Origin of the sequence: Staphylococcus sp. ZWU0021, from assembly GCF_000798895.1 — a bacterium.
GTDB classification, from domain to species: Bacteria; Bacillota; Bacilli; order Staphylococcales; family Staphylococcaceae; genus Staphylococcus; species Staphylococcus saprophyticus.
On sequence record NZ_JTLN01000008.1, the window covers coordinates 77,237 to 95,244 of the forward strand.

9 protein-coding genes and 7 pseudogenes are annotated in these 18,008 nt (G+C 30.6%); 7 read left to right on the plus strand and 9 right to left on the minus strand.

Going from position 1 to position 18,008, the window contains the following annotated elements:
• Positions 1 to 674: 674 nt before the first annotated feature.
• Positions 675 to 2,936, plus strand: coding sequence for a YSIRK-targeted triacylglycerol lipase (gene lip / locus L987_RS03585; protein WP_047503013.1), 2,262 nt, complete (start codon positions 675 to 677; stop codon positions 2,934 to 2,936).
• 905 nt (positions 2,937 to 3,841) lie between these two features.
• Here the strand turns inward: lip and L987_RS03590 are convergent.
• Positions 3,842 to 5,851, minus strand: a complete 2,010-nt coding sequence (locus L987_RS03590; protein WP_047503015.1) for a catalase — start codon at positions 5,849 to 5,851, stop codon at positions 3,842 to 3,844.
• A gap of 204 nt (positions 5,852 to 6,055) precedes the next feature.
• Positions 6,056 to 6,231: pseudogene (locus L987_RS13650) on the minus strand (nitroreductase family protein); the annotation flags it as partial.
• A gap of 302 nt (positions 6,232 to 6,533) precedes the next feature.
• Between L987_RS13650 and L987_RS03595 the strand changes: the two are divergent.
• The gene (locus L987_RS03595) at positions 6,534 to 7,910 is read left to right on the plus strand and encodes an amino acid permease (protein WP_047503017.1); all 1,377 of its coding nucleotides are present in this window, start codon (positions 6,534 to 6,536) and stop codon (positions 7,908 to 7,910) included.
• A gap of 385 nt (positions 7,911 to 8,295) precedes the next feature.
• Positions 8,296 to 9,073: pseudogene (locus L987_RS03600) on the plus strand (DUF3387 domain-containing protein); the annotation flags it as partial.
• Positions 9,074 to 9,112: 39 nt separating this feature from the next.
• Here L987_RS03600 and L987_RS03605 read toward each other — a convergent pair.
• Together L987_RS03605 and L987_RS03610 are read right to left on the minus strand one after the other, a co-directional pair.
• On the minus strand, positions 9,113 to 9,514 hold the full coding sequence (locus L987_RS03605) for a hypothetical protein (protein ID WP_047503021.1): 402 nt from the start codon (positions 9,512 to 9,514) through the stop codon (positions 9,113 to 9,115).
• A 190-nt stretch (positions 9,515 to 9,704) separates the two neighbouring features.
• Positions 9,705 to 10,528: pseudogene (locus L987_RS03610) on the minus strand (transposase); the annotation flags it as partial.
• Between the two features lie 70 nt (positions 10,529 to 10,598).
• Here L987_RS03610 and L987_RS03615 point away from each other — a divergent pair.
• The 3 genes from L987_RS03615 to L987_RS03625 are packed head-to-tail and all read left to right on the plus strand — an operon-like array spanning position 10,599 to position 14,653.
• The gene (locus L987_RS03615; protein WP_047503023.1) at positions 10,599 to 12,092 is read left to right on the plus strand and encodes a glycosyltransferase; all 1,494 of its coding nucleotides are present in this window, start codon (positions 10,599 to 10,601) and stop codon (positions 12,090 to 12,092) included.
• Between the two features lie 33 nt (positions 12,093 to 12,125).
• Positions 12,126 to 12,989: a UTP--glucose-1-phosphate uridylyltransferase GalU gene (gene galU / locus L987_RS03620; protein WP_047503025.1), complete on the plus strand. Its 864-nt coding sequence runs from the start codon at positions 12,126 to 12,128 to the stop codon at positions 12,987 to 12,989.
• Between the two features lie 17 nt (positions 12,990 to 13,006).
• Positions 13,007 to 14,653 (plus strand): phospho-sugar mutase, encoded by a 1,647-nt coding sequence (locus L987_RS03625; RefSeq protein WP_047503027.1) that lies wholly within the window; start codon positions 13,007 to 13,009, stop codon positions 14,651 to 14,653.
• A gap of 273 nt (positions 14,654 to 14,926) precedes the next feature.
• Here the strand turns inward: L987_RS03625 and L987_RS14060 are convergent.
• Both L987_RS14060 and L987_RS03635 read right to left on the minus strand, forming a co-directional pair.
• Positions 14,927 to 15,124, minus strand: a pseudogene (locus L987_RS14060) (ATP-binding cassette domain-containing protein); the annotation flags it as partial.
• A 194-nt stretch (positions 15,125 to 15,318) separates the two neighbouring features.
• A pseudogene (locus tag L987_RS03635) lies at positions 15,319 to 15,726 on the minus strand (NAD(P)-dependent oxidoreductase); the annotation flags it as partial.
• Between L987_RS03635 and L987_RS03640 the strand changes: the two are divergent.
• A pseudogene (locus L987_RS03640) lies at positions 15,711 to 16,214 on the plus strand (ketopantoate reductase family protein); the annotation flags it as partial. The pseudogenes L987_RS03635 and L987_RS03640 overlap by 16 nt on opposite strands.
• Positions 16,215 to 16,463: 249 nt before the next feature.
• Here the strand turns inward: L987_RS03640 and L987_RS14065 are convergent.
• The 3 genes and pseudogenes from L987_RS14065 to L987_RS03650 all read right to left on the minus strand — a co-directional run.
• Positions 16,464 to 16,901: a hypothetical protein gene (locus tag L987_RS14065; RefSeq protein ID WP_231558569.1), complete on the minus strand. Its 438-nt coding sequence runs from the start codon at positions 16,899 to 16,901 to the stop codon at positions 16,464 to 16,466.
• Positions 16,902 to 17,005: 104 nt separating this feature from the next.
• On the minus strand, positions 17,006 to 17,227 hold the full coding sequence (locus L987_RS14070; protein WP_231558570.1) for a hypothetical protein: 222 nt from the start codon (positions 17,225 to 17,227) through the stop codon (positions 17,006 to 17,008).
• A 124-nt stretch (positions 17,228 to 17,351) separates the two neighbouring features.
• Positions 17,352 to 17,561, minus strand: a pseudogene (locus L987_RS03650) (heavy metal translocating P-type ATPase); the annotation flags it as partial.
• Positions 17,562 to 18,008: the final 447 nt, after the last annotated feature.

The following is an 18,008-nucleotide window of genomic DNA, read 5'->3' on the forward strand; positions in this document are numbered from 1 at the left end:
TATAAATTCAGAGAATTAGTAGCCTAGAACCATTGTATTTTTATTAAATTCCCATTCTTAGGATTCACCGCCATCTGTTTATACAGAAAATATTACAAATCTTTAGTTTATATAAAGCGTACAAAAGACAGTTCGATTAAAGCTGATCATACCGTCTTTTTACTTATGATTATTTTTAACTCGATGATGTTAATGTTTTGATTATTCAAATGTTACTTGGGAAAGGGAGACGTATTACGCTACCTCGTTCGCTTAAAATTTCGATTTACATTTGAAAACATAAAAATAACGATTTTCAAAAAGCAGACTATTTCATTAGTTTTCCGTTCTTTTATTTTATCATTTATTTACAAATTTTAACTCTATATGCTTTTAAAGCGTATATTTACTTATAAAATTGTGACAAAATATTGACAGCGCTTTCATTTAGAGCTACTATATATTTAGATTCCCTCACCAACGTTAATTGATAAGTCTCGTATGTAACTTCTTTTTACATAGAAATTTTTTATAATTGTAAGCGCTTCCTAAAAATATCGATTTAAGAAAGGCTGATTGTTTTGGAAAATGTTAAAGCAGTATTTAGTAAGTTCTTTGGATTTATACCCCGTGCAATTATCAACATTTTTATCTAATTTATATATTTAAATAACTAATTAATAGAGGTGCTATTCATGAAAAATAGAGAAAACAGATACAGTATTCGTAAATTCAGTGTAGGTGCATCATCCATTTTAGTAGCGACATTGCTATTTATGGGAGGTGGCGGCGGTGCTGCACAGGCAACAGAAACACATCAGAAAGTGGGTACTTCTGAATCAACTTTAGCACAATCTACTGGTGATAATCAAAAACAAGCTGATGAACAAGAAACACAACAAAACAAAGTTCAATCTAACGAACAAACAGCCTCTACATCGCAGTCAGTAACTAATGAAAATGAAAAACAACAAAATTTACATAATGAAAATACACCTTCAACTTCAGTTAATGATGACACGAATAAATCATACACTAATGAAGAAACAACAAACCACCTAACTGATCAAACTACAAAAAATCAATCAACTGAAACTACAGAAGCATCAACTACAGAAACACATTCCGATAACTCTCAATCAGCCTTAACTAGAGAGGATCCACCTTCTCTTGAAAAACAAGAAACGACTAAAAGCACACTTCAAAAAGACACAGAAACTTCAAATAAAAAAGATAACACAACAGAAACAACTGCAAATGTAAATCCCACAGCAGAGAAAGCAACTAATCAAGAACTTTCAGTAACACCAACTACTACTGATGAATCAAAAACACTATCTACAAAAGATAATACGTCAAAAATAACTGACAATCATTCATCAGAAAAGATTCAATCAGAGCCAACCGAAGAAACTTTACAATCCACGTCATCAAAAGCTGAAGATAATTCAAATGTAAATCACGATTCAACAAAAAATGATAATAATGATGTAGAAACACTGTCTACTGAAAAAAACAATGGTATCATAAATACAAATGCAGCAAAACAAACAATACCAACTAAACAATCAATAGATTCCACTACATCTAAAGAGAATACTTTAAATATTAAAAAGGGAACTATCTCAATCAATGATACAGCAAATGAAACTGTTGGAAATAAAGGTGCTAAAGATCAAAAAGACTCACCGGCAGAATTAGAGATGTTAGCTAACAATACAGTAGCCACGACAAATAATACGTCTCAACAACAAGGTACGACGGAAACAAAAGACCAAACAAACAAACCTGCTAAGCAAGGTCAATACAAAAATCAAGATCCAATTATTCTTGTTCATGGTTTTAATGGATTTACTGACGATATTAATCCTAGCATTTTATCACATTATTGGGGTGGAGATAAATTAAACATTCGTCAAGACTTGGAACAAAATGGTTATAATGCTTATGAAGCAAGCATTAGTGCGTTTGGTAGTAACTATGACCGTGCAGTTGAACTTTATTCCTATATTAAAGGTGGTACTGTAGATTATGGTGCTGCACATGCAGAAAGATATGGACATGAACGCTACGGTAAAACATACGAAGGTGTTTATAAAGATTGGCAACCTGGCCAAAAAGTACATCTAGTCGGTCATAGTATGGGAGGACAAACTGTCCGTCAATTAGAAGAATTATTAAGAAATGGTAGTCAAGAAGAAATTGAATATCAAAAAGCACATGGTGGTGATATTTCTCCTTTACTACAAGGTGGTCAAGATAATATGGTTTCTTCAATTACCACATTAGGTACACCACACAATGGTACACACGCCTCTGATAAATTGGGTAATGAGGCCATTGTTCGTCAAATTGCGTTTGATCTAGGTAAAAAACTTGGTAATAAATACTCTCGTGTAGACTTCGGTCTATCTCAATGGGGTTTAAAACAACAACCTGGAGAATCTTATTTATCATACCTTTCACGAGCTAAAACTTCTAAACTATGGCAAACAAAAGATAATGCTTTTTACGATTTAACACGCGATGGTGCCACAGATCTTAACCGTAAAACATCACTCAATCCTAATATCGTTTACAAAACGTATACAGGTGAAGCAACACACTCTACATTATCGGGTAAATATAAAGCGGACTATAATCTTTTCTTACCATTCACAGCTACTGCAAATGTCATTGGTAAAGCTACTGAAAAAGAATGGAGAGAAAATGATGGCTTAGTTTCTGTTATTTCATCCCAGCATCCTTTCAATCAAGCTTACACAGAAGCAACAGATACAAATCAAAAAGGTATTTGGCAAGTAACATCTACAAAACATAACTGGGATCATGTCGATTTTGTAGGACAAGATAGTAAAGATACAAAACGTACACGTGAAGAATTACAACAATTTTGGTACGATTTAGCCGATGATTTAGTTCAAAGTGAAACGCTCACTCAAACTCAAAAAGCTTAGTCTTTAATAGGTATTTAGAGAAAGGTGGTTAATCTAATGTCTGGTGATATCTTTCAATTATTTAGTTCTCTTTTCAGAGTAGTTAAAGCATTATTTTTCTAATTTAATATAAGCAAAACCCCCTTCAAATGAGATGAAAATCATTTCCTTTGGAGGGGTTTTTCATTGTGAAAAAGTATGTATTACATTGTCTTATACTTTTCTTTTTAATTGTGTGAACGTAACTCTTCATAATCATCACTTGATAAGAACGCTTTTTCATTTACTGTAAGTATTACTTTTTTGCGTGGTTAGAACCTTTGATTGCATAGCTTAATTCACTATTCAAACCTAATAAATTATTTGCTTGTGTTTCCTCACTATTGCGCTCTTCTAATCCATTCACAAATTTCAGTTGCTAAATACTCACATGCATCTTGAATTTTACATCGAATTTTTCATTATTAATGGTTTCAATTACTTCAATTAAATAATCTTTTTGAATTTGAATATCAATAATTATTTATTTTGCTCCCCCTTAAAAACCTTCTTTATAATACTTTTAAATAGGTTTTAAGCCTTTAATTAACTCTTTTAATTCATTACCCTTTTTATAGAAAAAATACACAAAATCTTCACTGTCGAATAAATCATGTCATTATAAACGCGAATCTTAGAATTTAAAAAGAAGAAGGGAGTGGGCCAGAATTCATTCTGAATTCGTCATCACGTCTCGGTCCACAGCTCCACCTTGCGTTGAACATAGGTTTTCTATACGAACCTTTCAATACTAGGGCTTCTACCAAAGTTGAAACAATCTTGATAGAAGCGTATTTTCAATTCAGTCATTGTCTGCTAATACATTAAAAATGCCTGGGACAACTTATCATATCCCAGGCTCCACTCTCATTATACGGCAATATTAATTATTTTCTATCAAAGTATCTGTATCGTTTAAATGCATCAATGATTGCTTGAGGTTCACTAGATACTACGACACCTGGTGCATCTAACTCAATTTTATTACTTTGTAATATATTTTTCGCTTCTTCAGTAATCACAACTGGTTTTTTATGATTATAGCTCATTTCAGCGAAGTCTACAGCAGTTAGTAACAATTCTTTACCATCAGAAAGAACAATAACGCTATCAAATACTGTTGAACTTGCTGTGCTATAAGTTTCTGTAATACCAATCTCATTGTTATTAAGATCTTTAGCAGTTTGTCCAACAAAAGCATAGTTGAGTTTATTGTCGACAAATGTTTTTGCGTATGATTTTAATGTTTCCTCATTTATTTCACCATTCACTAATACTGCTACAGAATGTCCAGGTAACGGTATATCGAATTTTTCCATTGTTAACTTACTATCTTTTGCATCAGTTTGTACTTCTTCATTTTCTGCTGGCACTTCGACACCTACGTTTGCTGCGACACGTTCTGCCAGTGTACGATCAACTTTGTTTAGTTGATTCACTGCATTTTGTTTAACCATAGCTGATTGACATTTACCAATTTCAAATGAAAATCCGTCTACGGTATGGTCAAATTCAGGCTCTGTTAAACTATTCAAATAAAGTTTAGCTTGGCTGTAATAATCTTTAAAGCTTTCACTACGTTTTTGTATTTTACGGCCTTCAACTTTTTCTTGATAATGTTCGTAGCCGCCTTCTTCTTTAGGTGTTGTGTGAGGATCGTTGTTGTTCAAAGCATTGTTGTGGTAGGCTGTTTGCCCTTTATGGACATTCATTTGATGCATAGCGTCTCTTTGATTGTTGTGTACTTCGTTAACTGGTCGATTAATTGGTATTTGATTAAAGTTTGGTCCGCCCAATCTTGATATTTGCGTATCTGTATATGAGAATAAACGTCCTTGTAATAGAGGATCGTTAGAAAAATCAATGCCAGGTACGATGTGACCAGGATGGAATGCGGCTTGTTCTGTTTCATCAAAAACATTAGATACATTTTGATTCAACGTCATTTTGCCAACAATTTCAACTGGAACCTCATCTTCGGGCCATATTTTTGTTGGGTCTAAAATATCAAAATCAAAATCAAATTCTTGTTCTGGTCGTATGACTTGGAGACCTAATTCCCACTCAGGGTAGTCTCCCTTTTCAATTGCTTCATATAAATCTTTACGGTGGAAATCAATATCTTTACCAGATAAGATTTGTGCCTCATCCCATACCAATGATTCTAAACCGTGAACTGGCTTCCAATGAAATTTTACGAAATAGGATTGACCTTCACGATTAATTAAACGGAAAGTATGAACGCCAAAGCCTTCAATTTGTCTGAAATTTTTAGGGATTCCTCTGTCACTCATAGCCCAAACTGCCGTGTGCATTGTTTCTGGGTTTTGTGCGAAAAAGTCCCAAAATGTATCGTGTGCAGTGCCACCTTGAGGCATTTCATTGTGCGGTTCAGGTTTAACAGCGTGAATTAAATCTGGAAATTTAATAGCATCTTGTATAAAGAAAACAGGTATATCATTACCTACTAAATCAAAGATACCTTCATCTGTATAGAATTTTGTAGCAAAACCACGCACATCTCTTACCGTGTCTGGAGAACCTTTTGAACCTTGGACAGTAGAGAATCTGACAAACACTGGGGTAGTCTTTTCAGGATGTGTTAAAAAGTCTGCAGAAGTGTATTCAGATAAATCTTTGTAAACTTGAAATTCACCGTGAGCACCAAAACCACGTGCATGTACGATTCTTTCAGGAATACGTTCATGGTCAAAGTGCATAATTTTCTCTCTAAAATGAAAATCTTCTAGTAAGCTAGGACCACGTTCACCAACGGTTAATGTGTTTTCGTCTTCGCTTACTTTAACGCCATTATTCGTCGTCATTGCTTTATCGTTATTGTTTTTTTCTACATTTTTTAATTGTTTCTGTTTTTTGTTTTCATTTGATTGATCCATACTTATCTCTCCTATATATATAGATTAGTATCGTAAATACATCATTATGTATATTGCTTCCATATTATGAAATACAATTAGTTATTCCCCTTTTATGAAAGAATTAATCATTTTAAAGAAAAATTATACTTCCATAAGCTTTATTTAAAGTTAATTCTTTTTTAATCATTTATGAAGTATTAAATCAAATTAATGGATGTAATTTTCTTTAGTTTCATCACTTTCTACTACTACAAAACGCCATGGTTGCATATTTACTGACAAAGGCACTTTTGTTGCTTTTGCAATCATTTCATTCATTTCTTCATGCGGAATTTTATAATTTTGTTTCGAAAGCTTTAACAAATTTTCTAATCTTATAATTACTCATTAAAGTCATTCCTTTTTTATCCTACTTTCTGTATTTGAATTGTGTTATAGAATATGAAATACTTTGTTTATAAATAAAAGTAATTTGTTTGGCAAATGTAAAAGGTTCATTTTTGTTAATAATATATTAAATTGCGTTTATCGTTATTAATATTTATTATTCAATCTATTATTTGATTAACATTAATGGGTATTTTTAATTTTAACTAAATAAATTTGAAATTTAGAAAAATTATTTAGGTTATAACAAAGGGTATTTGAATGCATTCATACTATTTCAGTCATAACATTACTCATGAAAGGGAAGAAAATTATGGCAGAAGATAAACTGCAAAGAGAGTTAAGTAATAGACATATTCAACTTATCGCTATCGGTGGCGCGATTGGCACAGGACTATTCCTTGGGTCAGGAGAATCTATACATTTAGCTGGTCCATCTATTTTATTAACTTACGTCATTGTTGGCTTTGTATTATTTATGTTTATGAGAGCAATGGGCGAAATTCTTTTATCAAACTTAGGATTTAAATCATTTGGAGATATTGCACATTATTACCTCGGTCCAATTGCTGGATTTATGGTTGGTTGGACATATTGGCTTACTTGGATTATTTCAGGTATGGCTGAAGTTACAGCAGTTGCAAAGTATGTCGCATATTGGTATCCAACAGTACCGAACTGGCTTACAGCTGCATTTACCATTTTAGTATTAGTTGCTTTAAATTTATTTAGTGCAAAGTTATTCGGAGAATTAGAATTTTGGCTTTCAATAATTAAAGTTACAACGATTGTAGCTTTAATTATTGTTGGTATTGTAATGATTGTGCTTGGAATGAAAACTTCGTACGGCCAAGCAAGCGTGACAAACCTTTGGAGTAGAAGTGGCTTTTTCCCAAATGGTATTCAAGGTTTCTTAATGGCCTTCCAAATGGCTATCTTTTCATTTATTGGTATTGAGTTAATCGGAATTACAGCTGGAGAAACTAAAAATCCACATAAAACAATTCCTCAAGCAATTAATAATGTACCTGCACGTATTCTAATATTCTACATTGGATCATTAGCAGTCATTATGTCTGTAGTGCCATGGGACAAATTAAATCCTGCTGATAGTCCTTATGTAAAATTATTCGGACTGATTGGTATTCCATTTGCTGCAGGTATTATTAATTTTGTTGTATTAACAGCAGCCGCTTCTTCATGTAATAGTGGTATTTTCGCAAATAGCCGTACAATGTATGGTTTAGCAGGTCGTAAACAAGGCCCACCATTCTTACACAAAACAAACAAGCATGGTGTACCTCATTATGCAATTTTAGTAACTTGCGGTTTATTAAGTATTTCTGTAGTTTTAAATGCAATATTTAAGGATGCAACAAAAGTATTCGTTCAAATCACAATATTTTCAACAGTATTAAACATTTTAATTTGGACACTTATCATGATTGCCTATTTAAATTATGTCAAACGTAATCCTAAATTACACAAAGACAGTAAATTCAAAATGCCTGGTGGAAAATATATGGCCTTTGCAATTTTAGCTTTCTTTGCCTTTATCTTCATAATCTTATTAATTAATAGCTCAACAAGAATTGGCGTATTATTTATACCAGTATGGGCAATTATTCTTTGGATTATGTATCAAAATTATAAAAAAGAGTCTGATAAAGCGAAAGTTAAAATGGAATAATAATATTATTAAAATTTTTTTAATGTAATGAAAAAGCAAAGCTATATTCAACTCTATTTATTCTATATTTTAAAGGACTCATAGACGATGTCATGCAATTGTTTATAATATGAAGAAAATTTTGATTCAAATCTAATGTCTTTACACTAATCGTATTATTACTCATTTGAAACGTATTGCATGTTACAAGTCGTTCATCAGTTTTTGCATACAATACCATACCGAAACATTAACCCGTTCTGGTTTTAAGTGTAGTGCTTCATTTTTTACATAAGTAAAAATTTGATATAAAATTCTAGAATGAATGGTTTTGTATCAAAATATTGTGGCAAGGTCGTCGTATAGTATTTCGTATCAATAATTGAACATTGATTATTATAGGTTAGCATTGTGTGCAACAGAGGAAGCTGCTCAAAAACTGAATAGTGAAATTGCGTTTTTAAAAGCAGTAAAATCAGGACTTGTTAAATTATTAGCTCCACCTATTGAAGGAAGCAAGCGTAAAAAGACACCTGCTGAAATAGAAGCAGAAATAAATCAATTGATTTCAAAGTCAGTTGTAACTGAAGAAGTTGTAGATATTTATCAAACACTCGGAATTGAAAATCCAGATATCTCAATCTTGTCAGATGATTTCTTGAAAGATGTAGAAGGATTACAGCAAAAAAATGTTGCAGTTGAATTGTTGAACAAATTACTTAAAGGACAAGTTAAGTCATTAATGAAAACAAACGCTACAGTGTCTAAGAGGTTTTCTGAGATGTTAAGTAAATCAATACAAAAATACAATAATCGTTCTATTGAAGCTTCAAAAGTAATAGAAGAATTAATTCAAATGGCTAAAGAAATTAAGCAAGAACAAAAACGAGGTAATGACTTAGGTTTAAGTACTGAAGAAATCGCATTTTATGATGCATTAGCTTCACATGAAACAGCAAAAGAGGCAATGGGCGATAAAGAATTAAGAGCCATTGCACATGAATTAACTAAAACCGTTAAGGATAACATGAGTGTGGATTGGTCTAAACGTGATAGTGCTAAAGCTAAAATGAGAGTACAAGTTCGTAGATTATTAAAGAAATATGGGCTATCCACCAGATCTTCAGAAAATAGCAGTAGAACAAGTAGTAGAACAAGCAGAATTAATGGCAAGTCAGCAATAAAAATATATAATAATGCGGTTAGAGAAAGAATTTATTTCTCTAACCGCATTTATTATAATTCGATTTTAGTTTATATTTTAGATACATAGGAAGTAATTGACGACCATAAACTTGACTCTCACCATTTTCATTAATTAAAACTACAAAATAGTAGCATCCTCCATCTTTTAAATACATTTCCAAATCCCTTTTATTAACTTTATTTTGTTTAAATAAACTAGGGTGCTTCTTTTTTGCTTTCTTTCCTTTTATTTGAACAGGTATATTACCTAAATAATCATCTTTAGTCTGACTGATTGAATCATAAATTTTTAGATGTCCATCATAACCTGGTTCCTTATCTTCATTAGCAATATAGCTTTTAATTTTAGAAGTATGAAGGCAATAATTTTTAACAGCATCAGTAGCAAAGTTCTCTATCATATAACTATTCATTTCCATCTCAAATCACCTCAAATTATATTTTTCACAACCTATTTTTTAGTTTTATTTATGATACGCTTCTGTGTATCGGTTAGTGATGCGATTTTTTATACTTATATGAATTTTAATAGTTCTCATACTTTTTCTATATGAACTTATTGTATCACTAACTAATCGCCTCATGGAAAAATAACATCATGATCATTAACTATTGCGGAGGCTGGGACATAAAGTTCCAGGATAAGTAAAAAAAAGACAATTTCTACTGAAATAATATAGAAATTGTCTTTTTTGATTGTTTTTAGCTCGTTGAGCTGTTACTTTTCTTATATTAAGTGCCATTAGCACAAATCCTAGCTCTCTTTTGGCTTTGTTTATCCCTCGAACGGACATTCGAGTGAAACCCAAAATAGCCTTCATAAATTCAAAAACAGGCTCCACATCAATTTTTCTTTGATTGTAGATAGTTTTTGATTCTGAAAGCTTTTTATTAATTTAGGCTTTAAAATATTCCCAATTATAATTCTTCATTACTTTTTTATTTGTTTATGAATTAAATTTCATGCATTGATGTTTCAGAGGACATTCTGAACAATCATTACATTCATATAATTTGAAGTCTCTCTTAAATCCATATTTATCATGACGATAGGCATATCTTTTAAAACCCAATCGCTTATTGTTTGGAGAAATGTAGTCGTCGTTAATTTCACCATAATCCCAATTTTGATTATTAAAGATGTCACTTTTATATTTTTTAGTTTTATCTTTTATAAACATACCGTAGGTTATAAGCGGTATTCGATTAAAATCATCTATAATTGCCATATAATTGGGTTCGCTACCATAACCCGCGTCAGCTACAATATATTCAGGTAAATGACCGTAGGTCTCTTGAATTGAATTTAAAAATGGTATCATCATTCTTGTATCAGTCGGATTTTGATACACATTATAAGATAAAACAAATTGAGAATTTGTCGCTATGTGTAAATTATACCCTGGCTTGAGTTGTCCATTTTTCATATAATTATATACTTATATACTTATTACATATATAATTATTACTTATACACTATAAAATGAAATGAGTTGATTAATAATGATTTATACAATTACCTCCACATTGCCTGAAGTTCATGCAGGAAGAACTAATGCCTTATTACGTAGAATTGCTTTATATAATAATGAGTTAAACATAAAGCAAACTATATTAACTACTAATTATAATCCCAATTATGATTATGTTTATTCTACATTTATTGATAAAAAAATTTTAAATAATGATACTCATATAGTAAATATATATGATTGGTTATCTAATTTTAAATTACATAATTTTAATAATGTTGAAACTGATAATTCAAATCATCAATTGATTAGGATTAAAAATTATTATGCAATTCCTGATTACAGTAAAAATTGTGTGAGATATTATGATAATGACACGGATAAATATGTTTTATATCGTCAATATTATCCAAACACTAATATTGTAAAATTCGAAGATTATTTCGCTTTAGGTGTCAAACACAAGACTGAAAGATGGGAATACAATTTAAATGGAAAACTTCATAAAATAACTAATTATAGTCCTAATGTAAACAAAAAGTTAGCTGAATACTTCTACGACTTGGAAGGTACTGTTTACTGTAGAAAATTTTATGAAGATAATGAAAATAATAAATTAAAGTATATTTACATATATAAAGATGGTGTTCTTCATAATATTTATAAAAATGAAAAAGCGCTATTCAAATATTTTTTCGAATGTCTATTTAGAAAAGGAGATATTGTATTTAATGATGCACGACTTTTAGATCAACCTCTCTTAGATTGTAAAGTGGACATAAAATCTATATTAGTCTTTCATAACGCTCATAAAGTAGATGGAGAAGTGAAAAATTCGTATAAGTATGCACTTAATAATTCAGATAAAGTAGCAAAATATTATTTACTTACTAATTCTCAAAAGAGAGATATACAAGAAGAATTTAATATAGAAGAGGAAAAATTCACAATAATACCTCACTTTATTGAAAAATCTCATAAAGTTGCTGAAAAGAAAGATCAATTTGTCTATCTAGGTAGATTTAATGAACAAAAACAAGTTCCTCATATTATTAAAAGTTTTAAAAAGTTCAATGAATACGGTTTTGATACTAAGCTCGTTTTATATGGTGGAACAGATGCTAAGGAAAAAAACGAAATAAAATTGTTAGTCAAAGAATATAATTTAGAAAATTACGTAGAAATCCATGACTTTACCAATAATCCAGGATTAGCATTTAGAGAATCATTAGCGTCTTTATTAACAAGTAAATTTGAAGGTTTTGCTTTAACAGTTATGGAAAGTATTAGTGAAAATTGTCCAACCATTTCATATGATATTAACTATGGGCCAAGTGAAATTATTGTTAATGAGGAAAATGGGTACTTAATTAAAGCAAATGATATTGATGCATTTGCTAAAGCAATGATAAAAATTAAGAAACATCCTTTATATAATGTCGAAAATAAAAAAGAACTAAGTTATGAAAGTGCGGTTAATAACTTAGATAATTTATTAAAAGAAGTTAAAAAAATTAATATTTAAAACAATAAATACGCTAGCTAGGAGAGAAAAAATATGCAAATAAAGAAAGCAATAATCCCAGCAGCAGGTTTAGGTACAAGATTTTTACCTGCTACAAAAGCAATGCCTAAAGAAATGTTACCGATATTAGATAAACCAACAATTCAATATATTGTGGAAGAAGCGGCACGTGCTGGCATCGAAGATATTATTATTGTGACCGGTAAACATAAACGTGCGATTGAAGACCATTTCGATAGTCAAAAAGAACTTGAGAGTACCTTATATGAAAAAGGTAAACTTGAATTACTAGATAGAGTTCAATATTCAACAGATCTAGCAAATATCTTCTATATAAGACAAAAAGAGCAAAAAGGATTAGGAGACGCAATTTATACCGCTAAGCAATTTATTGGCAATGAACCTTTTGCTGTACTTTTGGGAGATGACATTGTTGAATCTGAAAATCCTGCAATTAAGCAATTAATGGAACAATATGAAACAACAGGAAAGTCAGTTATTGGTGTTCAAACAGTTCCCGATTCAGAAACACACCGTTACGGTATTATTGCACCAAAATCACAAAGTGGTTCATTATATGAAGTTAATCGATTTGTCGAAAAGCCTGAAAAAGGTACAGCCCCATCAAACTTAGCAATTATGGGAAGATATATATTATCTCCGAAAATTTTTGACTATCTTGAAACACAAACTGAAGGAAGTGGCGGAGAAATACAATTAACAGATGCTATTGAACGATTAAATAAGAATGATAAAGTCTATGCTTTTGATTTTGAAGGTCAAAGATATGATGTCGGTGAAAAAACAGGTTTTGTAAAAACTACTATAGAATATGCATTAAAAGATGAAGAAATGCGTAATGAAATTATACATTATTTAAAATCATTAGATATTTAGACAAAGGAGTTAATACTTTGAGAGCAAAATGGGAACAAAACATATCTGAAAGTTTAGTCGAACAGTTTTATAATAAACAAACAGAAGAAGAAATTGATGCAGGATTTAATGAAACATTATCTTTTGGAACAGCAGGAATACGAAATACATTTGGTATTGGTCCAGGAAGATTAAATAAATTCACAATTCAAAAATTTGCATTAGGATTAGTTAAGTACTTAAAAAACTTATCTATTAACCCTAGAGTAATTATTCACTTTGATACACGACACTTATCTAAAGAATTTGCAATAGAAATTGCTAAAGTACTTGGGACTCAAAACATCCCAGTAACTTTACCAAATACTTATAAATCAACTCCTGAATTATCATTTGCAGTTAGACATCTTAATATGACAGCTGGAATTATGATTACAGCTAGTCATAATCCTAAAAACTATAACGGGATTAAAGTATATGGCTCAGATGGTGGGCAACTTTTAACAAAAGCCTCTCTAAAATTAAGCAGTTATATAGATACAGTTAAATATCCATTAAATATACAAACAGAAGCTTTTGAAGTATTGAAAAGTAAAAAATTAATTTTACCTTTCAAAGAAGAAACTACTCAATCATATAAATCATCTATAAAAAATCTCGTGGGTTATTTTACAAATGCTCAATCAAAAACAATTCTTACAAGTTTGCATGGAACTAGCTTACCTTTACTGTCACAAATTCTTAAAGACTTATCTTATTCAAACTATGTTATTGAAGAATTACAATCAAAACCGGATGGTGATTTTCCAACTCTTAATGTAGCAAACCCAGAAATGGAAGATACGTTTGATTTAGGTAAACAACTCGCAGAAAAAGAAGATGCGCAACTTATAATAGCAACGGATCCTGATGCTGATAGATTAGGTATCGTTGAAAGATATGAAGATGGTTCAACAAGATATTTTAATGGTAATGAAATTGGACTATTACTTATAAAATTAAGAAATCTACAACTTTCAGATACTCAACATAAATATATTATAAAATCTGTTGTTACAGGTGCCTTGAGTGAAAAATTAGCAAAATCATTAAATATCAAAGTGATAAACGTATTGACTGGTTTTAAATATATCTCAGAACAATTAAAACATTTTAAAAATAATACATCACAACTAGTCTTGGCTTTTGAAGAAAGTCATGGGTATTTAATCGAAAATTTTTCTAGAGACAAAGATGCAATACAAACCGCTACACTACTAATTAAATATAAAGAGCAACTAACACAAGCTAATAAGACATTTAAAGATGTATTAAATGAAATCTACCAAGAATTTGGGTATTTTAAAGATAAAACCCTATCACCTACATTCGATGGAACAAAAGGTAGAAATAAAATTAAAGAAATCATGAATACTTTAGAAAATGTCGAAACAATAGAATTAAATAATCTAACTCCATTATCTATAGAAAACTATATATCTAAACAATCTCGCAACATAAAAACTGGTGATATACAAGCTATTCAACTTCCGAAAACAGATCTTATTAAATTTATATTTGAAGAAGGATTTATAGCAGTTCGACCATCTGGAACTGAACCCAAAATGAAACTCTATTTTTCATTAAATGTAGACAACTTAAACGAAGTCATTGAAGAATTTAAAGTGAAATTTAATTTGAATTAAAAATTACACTTTAATATAACATTTCAATTGAATATACTGTGATTTTTATATACGCAATTGTTAATGGTAATTTTGACAAATCATTCTCTTTGTTACAAGCATTACTTGATTATGAAGTTAAAGATAGTATTATGCTATAAAAAGACAAAATAATATAAAACAAAACACCTTCTTAATATCACATATAATATGTGTTTAAGAAGGTATTTTTATTTTCGTGTTAATCAACCAACCATCTTGCATATGAAAAACTTTGTCCCAGAATTTAGTTAATCATTCATTATGCATTACAATAATGCATATTTTACGACATTCTTTAGACTGTTCTTTTAATATCTTTATGACTGCCATTGCATTTTCAGTATCTAATGATGCGGTAGATTCATCTACTAAAATAATAAAAGGTTGTGTATAGAAGGCTTTAGCAATTGCTACACGTTGCTTTTGTCCTCCAAACACTTCAGATAATAATCAATTTTCAATCTCTCTCAATACTTAAGACATCTTTTCTTACAACTCTTTAATAAATGAAATTGTTATTAGTGGTACAAGTTTTGTGGATTGTAAAAATAAAATGAATTTCATTCAATTGTATTTTAGCTAATTACTTTTGATTCAGTTTAGCCTTTTTAATTATTTCTCCTAAAGGACATCTAGGATCACTATTATTCTTCACCAACAACTGTGAAACATTCATTAATATGCGTTTTATTTTCAGCTTCATCTACTATAGCAATAGCAAAATCTGCATAACTGATATAACTATTACCTTTACTATTAAATAATAATTGATCTTTTCCTAACGTATATGTGCCTGTATGTTTTCCTTCAAAGTCAAATTCCACTGATGGGCTAATAAAAGTCCAAGTAATTCCTTCAGCATTTTGTAAGTCTTGTAAGTTACGACTTGATCCTTTAGCTGTTGGTTTCACTATTTATGGGAAATCTGGTGTATCAATAAAACGTATAGTATGCGCATCATCTGTAAATAGACTACCAGCACCACCTACAATAATGGTTCTTGTATCTACATCTTTTAATATGTTAATCAATACGCGTCCCACTTCAACGTGCTGATGGTAAAAAAGATCAACGTACTCAACAAATTGCAGATATCTTAAATCAAGCCCATTTAAATGCCACTATCAGTAATGAAGTATTTAAAGCGATATGGTCTAAAGCCACGCTTAACAGTGTTTTAAACCCACTGTGCAAGATATTAGATAAAACAATCGGTGAATTGGGCGCTTATGATCATTCTAGAGCAATGATACGCCCAATCATTGAAGAAATTGTCGACGTAGCAAATGCTAAAAATGTAGGCATTAATATTAACGACTTAATCTCGAAAATTGAAGCAGCTTATCCTGATCATGCGCAAGGTTTACACTATCCTTCAATGCATCAAGATTATAATCATGGTCGTTTAACTGAAATAGATTACTTAAATGATCAAATTGTAGAATATGGTAAATCATTAGGTATCGCAACTCCTAATAATGAATTGATTATTCCTATCATTCATCAATTAGAAATGAAGTTAAATATAAATGAATATTAAGTAATATGAAAATGAACTATATAACTTTGGTAAATTATTGAAAAATTGTTTTTGATACATTTTTATTATTGTATAACCCCCTAAACTTATTATAGCTTAGGGGGGGTGTTACTTAATCATATAAGTGAATTGAAAGCAAATGGTAAAACTAAACCTGTACTTCCAATTGCAAATACTTTCTATTGATTACCAACTATATTATGTGAAAGTATGCTTACTGCAATCATTTATTGGCCAACAATAACTATTTTAATAGTCCCACTCATCGCCATCCCATTCTGAGGTACTACCATCACTGTTTTCTACTATGATTGCACGATGGGCTCTATCTTCATTTTCTCTACCATAATTAACTCTATAACTGAATTCGCCTTCATCGACTGAGTGTATCCAATCACTACTATCTAACACATCATTCGCAATGGCTCTTGCTTCACTTGTACTTGATACTTCATCACTATCATCTGAAGCATTGCTTGGTAATTGATCGACATTTTCTATAGCTAATACCATGCCATCTCTAATTGTTACTAAGACACTAAAATCATTATCTTTGTAAGTATCATAAATGAGTGTATTACCTTCTCTATAGTCAGGTTCATTGTAATGTTCAATATAGTCGTCTTCAGTTATATTACTTGGTGCGGTAATAACTTGGCTCACATCATTATATTCATCGTAAAACACAGCTAAATCACCGTATTTTTCATATGTATACCATATAAATAAATCGTTCCATTAGATTGACCGTATTTCGTTTCAACCCCAAAGCGACTCATACCATTATAAATTTATGCATAGCCATCTTTAGAAGAAGATTTGGTATATGCTTGGTCAAATGTATCACTAAAAATATCGATTTGAGCACCGTGAGCATTACGATCTGAAGTATCTGAATTTTGACTTTGTGTCGTATTATTAGAACTATTATGACCTGTAAATTGATGATAAGCAAAATAAAAACCATATACGAGTATACCTAAAATAACAACTACAAGTATTGCTAACAACACCTTTCCCAAACCAAAGTGCTTATGTTGGGCATTATCTTGATAATGATATGTGTATCGATCATTTACTTCTCTATCTTTGGGAATTTTATAGTGATTACTTTGTTAGTTGGTTTGAGAATCATTGAAATGTGAATTGAAAAGGTAATTTAACGCCCATCATTGGCGATAAAAAAATGATAGGTATTGCAAAAATTAATGAAACAAAAAACTTAGCTTTAAAATTCCCATGATGATGTGCATGGCCACTATGATGATTATGTGATTCATGGTTATCATGATGCATTTGATTGGAATGATTCATGTGATTTTGATGCATTTGATTGGAATGATTCATGTGATTTTGATGCTTAAGCTCTTCACCATTATTCTTCAAATTAACTCCTCCTATTTATGAAATATTATATTAGCTATACTTATACTATAACACATACACCCTAGGGGTATAAATGTTTTCGATTTATCTCCTTTTATGGATTTATATAATTCCGAAACTTATGTCTACACGTCCTACATTAGACCTTGTCATCGATATTTAAAACAATGTTTTAATTAAAAGATCTAATCTTAACTATCGCATGACAATACACTCTGACCAAGGTTATCATTACCAACACAAGTCATATATTAATATTCTTAAAGAAAATAATGCATTTCAGAGTATGTCTAGAAAAGCAAATTGTCTAGATAATTATTTAAAGAAGCCAGTAAATGAATTTATAACAAACTCATTTACTGGCCATTTTTCTAGTATTTATGCTCAGTCTCTTCAAACTATATTAAT